Origin of the sequence: Streptomyces sp. NPDC002044 (assembly GCF_040296725.1) — a bacterium.
GTDB classification, from domain to species: domain Bacteria; phylum Actinomycetota; class Actinomycetes; order Streptomycetales; family Streptomycetaceae; genus Streptomyces; species Streptomyces antarcticus.
Genome location: NZ_JBEOXU010000253.1, coordinates 1 through 5,213 on the forward strand (window position 1 = coordinate 1; position 5,213 = coordinate 5,213).

Annotated in this window: 3 protein-coding genes; 1 reads left to right on the top strand and 2 read right to left on the bottom strand. The window is 73.8% G+C overall.

Annotation, left to right across the window (positions count from 1 at the left end; translation table 11 throughout):
* A partial coding sequence (gene eccD, locus ABT106_RS30925; protein WP_351284099.1) for a type VII secretion integral membrane protein EccD occupies positions 1-528 on the bottom strand: 528 nt, incomplete at its 3' end.
* A gap of 181 nt (positions 529-709) precedes the next feature.
* Between eccD and eccCa the strand changes: the two genes are divergently transcribed.
* Complete coding sequence (gene eccCa / locus ABT106_RS30930; RefSeq protein ID WP_351284105.1) at positions 710-4,663, top strand: type VII secretion protein EccCa; 3,954 nt, start codon at positions 710-712, stop codon at positions 4,661-4,663.
* A 68-nt stretch (positions 4,664-4,731) separates the two neighbouring features.
* On the opposite strand, the gene ABT106_RS30935 is transcribed toward eccCa, so the two are convergent.
* Positions 4,732-5,088 carry a type VII secretion-associated serine protease mycosin gene (locus tag ABT106_RS30935; protein ID WP_351284102.1) on the bottom strand — a complete coding sequence of 119 codons (357 nt, stop codon included), beginning with the start codon at positions 5,086-5,088 and terminating at the stop codon, positions 4,732-4,734.
* Between the last annotated feature and the right edge of the window lie 125 nt (positions 5,089-5,213).

Genomic DNA, 5,213 nt, shown 5'->3' on the forward strand with positions numbered 1-5,213 from the left:
GAGCTCGGTGATCGCGCTGGTGGTGCGCCACCCGTAGTGCTGGATCAACTCGGCGGTGACGACGGTGAGTCCGCACACCGCCCGGGTGGCGCCCGGGCCGCCCGGCAGGGCGAGGACCACCAGCCCGGCGAGGAGCGCGGTGACGGCCAGCGCGCGCAGCAGCGTCCGGGCTGCGGCGGGGGTCCAGCCGTACGGCTGGCGCTGGAGCGCCGTGGCGATGCCGTCCACCAGGTCGTCCAGGTGCACTTCGGGCAGGGCCTCGGTGCGCGGGCGCAGGTAGAGGGTCTCGCCGTCGCGCAGGTCGAGGGATTCCAGGGTGCGTTCCTCGTCCAGCGGTTCGCTTCCCAGGCGCTGGAGGACCCAGCCGCCGTGGTCGATTCCGGCCTCCTCCAGGTCGTCCCCGGCGTAGCCGAGGACGGCGGGCAGCAGGTCGGCCACCGGTACGTCTGCGGGGACGGCGAGGTCGACGGTGCGGGCGGGGGCGCGTACGGTCAGGCGGCACAGCCCGGCCACCTGGTTGTCACTCATCGGTCTGGCTCACGCCTCTCCGGGGTGCGAACGATAGGCCAACAGGGCGCGGTCGGACCCTGTTTGACCTTGGGCGGTCAGCACGAACGATCGTAGTATCACTCACCTGTCCGAGGTATTCGCGGTCTGTGAGGGCGGTGGTGCCCACGGCCCCCCGGCGCAAGGAGTCCGTTCGGTGAGTGTGGTGCTGTTCCGAAGGCCGGCCCGCAGGCGGGGCCCGGAGATGCCCGACGGGGAACTGACCCTGCAGGAGCCGCCCGTGCTTCCGGAGGTGGTCCCGGACTCGTCGGCGGTGTGGACGTACCTGCCGATGGCGCTGATGTCGGTGTCGATGATGCTGATGTTCATCCGGCCCGGGGCGGCCGGCGGGAGCGGCTTCATCTACCTGGCGCTGGGAATGATGGTGATCGCCTCGGCGGCCATGATGCTGGGGCAGGTCATGCGCCGCAACAGCGAGCGCAAGCAGCGGCTGAAGGGCGAGCGCCGCGACTACCTGCGCTATCTCGGGCAGACGCGGCGCAAGGTGCGGGCCGCCGTGATCGACCAGCAGCGGGCGCTGGCCTGGCGGCATCCGGATCCCGCCGCGCTGTGGTCGATGGTCGGCACCACGCGCCTGTGGGAACGGCGGCCGCAGGACACGGACTTCGGCGAGGTGCGGGTGGCGGTCGGCGACCAGAAGCTGGGGCTGCGGCTGAACCCGATGGCGACCAGTCCGGTCGAGGACCTGGAGCCGCTCGCCGCCCACGCGCTGCGCAGTTTCATCCGGGCGTACGCCACCGTGCCCGGCCAGCCGATCGCGATCTATCTGCGGGCCTGGGCGCGGGTGCTGTTCCGCGGCGACGAGGAGCAGATACGCGCCCTGGCCCGGGCGCTCGTCGCGCAGCTGGCCGCCTTCCACTCCCCGGACGACCTGTGGATCGCGCTGTGCGTGTCCGACGAGCGGCGGGCGGAGTGGGAGTGGGGCAAGTGGCTGCCGCACCACCTGCATCCGCAGGAGACCGACGGGGCCGGACCGGCCCGGATGACCGGTTCGACGCTCGGTGAGCTGGAGGATCTGCTGGGCGCGGAGTTCCTGGAACGCCCGCCGTTCGACCCGGAGTCGGTGCCCGGCCGGGAGGAGCCGTTCACGGTGATCGTGGTGGACGGCGGTACGGTCCCCGGCGGCCACCGGCTGGACGGTCCGGGGCTGCGCAACACCGTGGTGCTGGACCTGTCCGGGGCGCTGAGCTGGCGTCCGGGGCGGGTGACGCTGCGCTTCGAGGTGGAGGAGGGCGACTTCCGGCTGGTGCGCACCGACCGGGACCGCAAGGAACAGGTCGCGCCGCTGGGCCGCCCCGACGCCTTCGGTACGCGCGGCGCCACGGCGCTGGCCAAGCGGCTGGCCCCGTACCGGATGGGCATCGGGACGGACAGTTCCGAACCGCTGTCCACCGATGTCGAGCTGACGACCCTGCTGGGCATCAATGACCTGTACGGGCACGAACCCGCCGCGCTGTGGCGGCGCGGCACCGGGCCGAGCCGGCTGCGGGTGCCCATCGGGGTGGGTGCGGACGGCGTGCCGGTGGAACTGGACATCAAGGAGTCCGCGCAGGGCGGCACGGGCCCGCACGGCATGCTGATCGGCGCCACCGGCTCCGGCAAGAGCGAGCTGCTGCGCACCCTGGTGCTGGCGCTGGCGCTGACCAACTCCTCCGAGACGCTCAACTTCGTCCTGGTGGACTTCAAGGGCGGCGCCACCTTCCTCGGCCTGGACGAGCTGCCGCACACCTCGGCCGTGATCACCAACCTCGCCGACGAGGCGGCGCTGGTCTCCCGCATGCAGGACGCCCTGCACGGGGAACTGATACGCCGCCAGGAGCTGTTGCGGGCGGCCGGGAACTACACCTCGGCGCTGGAGTACGAGAAGGCCCGCGCCTCCGGGACCCCGCTGGCGCCGCTGCCGAGCCTGTTCGTCATCGTCGACGAGTTCAGCGAACTCCTCGCGGCGCACCGTGAGTTCATGGAGCTGTTCGTGATGATCGGCCGGCTGGGGCGCAGTCTCGGCGTGCACCTGCTGCTGGCCTCGCAGCGTCTGGACGAGGGCCGGATGCACCAGCTGGAGAGCCACCTGTCGTACCGGATCGGGCTGCGCACGTTCTCGGCGATGGAGAGCCGCGGGGTGCTGGGCGTGCCGGACGCCTACGAGCTGCCGTCCGCGCCCGGCGGTGGTTTCCTCAAGTCCGGTGTGGACGCGCTGACCCGGTTCCGGGCGGCGTACGTCTCCGGGCCCTACCGGCACCGGCGGGGTGGGGCCGGTCAGGCCCGGGCCGTCGGCCACACGGTGCCGTGGAGCACCGGGTGGGTGGTGCCGCGAGCGGTTCCCGACCTGCCGGCGCCCGAGCCGGAGGCGGAGGAGAGCGCCGACTCGCTGCTGTCGGTGGCGGTGGAACGCCTGCTCGCGGCGGGCCCGCCGGCGCACGAGGTGTGGCTGCCGCCGCTGGACCTGCCGGCGACGCTCGACCAGATCCTGCCGCCGCTGACGCCCGACCCGGAGCGGGGGCTGACCACGGACGCGCCGGACCGGGGGCGGCTGAAGGTGCCGATCGGCATCGTGGACCGGCCCTTCGACCAGCTGCGCGACCTGCTGACCGTCGACCTGTCCGGGGTCGGCGGGCACATCGCCGTCGCGGGCGGCCCGCAGAGCGGCAAGAGCACCATGGTGCGCACCATCCTGGCCTCCCTCGCCCTGACCCACACGCCGCGCGAAGTGCAGTTCTACTGCCTCGACTTCGGCGGGGGCACCCTGTCCGGGCTGGCGGGGCTGCCGCACATGAGCGGTGTCGCGGCGCGGATGGACAGCGAGCGGGTGGGCCGGACCATCGCCGAGGTGACCGCGCTGCTCGGGGCCCGGGAGAAGTTCTTCCTGGAGCACGGCATCGACTCCATGGCCACCTACCGGCGCCGCAGGGCGGCCGGCGAGTTCCCGGCCGAGGAGCACGGCGACGTGTTCCTCGTCATCGACGGCTGGTCCACGGTCCGCCAGGACTACGACCGCCACATCTCGACCTTCAGCGCCATCGCCTCGCGGGGCCTGGGCTACGGCGTCCACCTCATCGTGACCACCGCGCGCTGGGTGGAGCTGCCGTCGGCGGTGCGGGACCAGGCGGGCACCCACCTGGAGCTGCGCATGGGCGACTCGATGGACTCCGAGATCGACATCCGGCGGGCCGCGACCGTGCCCCGGGTGCCCGGCCGGGGCCTGACGCGCGAGGGCAAGCTGCACTACCTGACGGCCCTGCCCCGCATCGACGGCGGGGAGCGGACCGACGACCTCGCGGAGGGTGTGGCCGGGCTCGTCGCGGCCGTGCGGGAGAGCTGGAACGGGCCGCCGGCCCCGCAGGTGCGGATGCTGCCGACCGAGCTGGCCGTGGCCGGCTTGCCCGCCCCGGAGGGTGATTTCCGTATACCACTCGGGCTGGAGGAGGACGAGCTGTCCACCGTGTGGCACGACTTCAGCGAAAGCCCGCACATGATCGCGGTCGGGGACACCGAGAGCGGCAAGACCAACCTGCTGCGGCTCGCCGCACGGGCGATCATGGAGCGGTACACCCCGGCCGAGGCGCGGATCATGGTGGTGGACTACCGGCGCGAGCTGGTCGAGGCGATCCCGGACTCCTACCGGCTCGGCCACGCGGTCTCCATCGACGCGCTGAAGGACCTGGTGGACGGCGCGGCCCGCGCGGTCCGGACCCGGGTGCCGGGGCCCGACATCGCCCCGGCGCGGATGCGGCTCGCCGACTGGTGGTCGGGGCCCCGGCTGTTCATCCTCGTGGACGACTACGACATGGTCGGTTCCAACCCCGCGCACCCGCCGTTCGAACCGCTGCTGGCCCATCTGGCGCTGGGCTGGGAAGTCGGCCTGCACCTGATCGTCGCGCGTTCCGCCAGCGGTGCCGGGCGCGGCATGAGCGACGCGCTGATGCGCCGCCTCCAGGAGGTCAACACCCCGTCCCTGCTGTTCTCCTGCCCGCCGTCCGAGGGCTACGTGCTCGGCAACACGAAGGGCCGGCTCCTGCCGCCGGGACGCGCCACCCGCATCGCGCGGCGCCGCACGGTGCAGGTCCAGACCGCGTTCCTGGGGGACCCGGAGTCCTGAGAACGGCCCGGCGTCCGTCACCCGTCCGTTCGCCGTCCGCCGTCCGCCGTCGGTCCGTCCGCCCGCCGTCAGTGCGCGGCCGGGCCGGGTGCGGCCCCGGGGTCCCGGGACGGGGGCCGCCACCGGCGGGCCCGGCCCCGGGGGACGACCACCGCGGCCGCGGCCACCAGCAGGACCAGCCCGCCTCCGGCCGCGGCGATGACCAGGGCCCGTTCCCGCGGGGCGGCGGGTGCCGGATCCGGCACCCGGGCGGGCTCCGGGCGCGGGACCGGTCCGGCGGGGCCGGTCAGTACGGCCGTCAGCGCGGCGTACGGATCCAGCCGCGGCGGTGTCTCCGGGTAGCCGGACGTGATGAGCCGGTCGTGCACCTCGGCCGCCGTCAGCTCCGGGTGGCGCGAGCGGACCAGGGCCGCGGCCCCGGCCACGTGGGCGGCGGCCAGCGAGGAGCCCGGAGTCCGATCTCGGCGGCATCGGGGATCGCCGTCGCCGGATCGCCGAACGGGACGCCCGGCACGGCGGGCCACACCAGGGGCCCCTGCCAGTAGTCGAG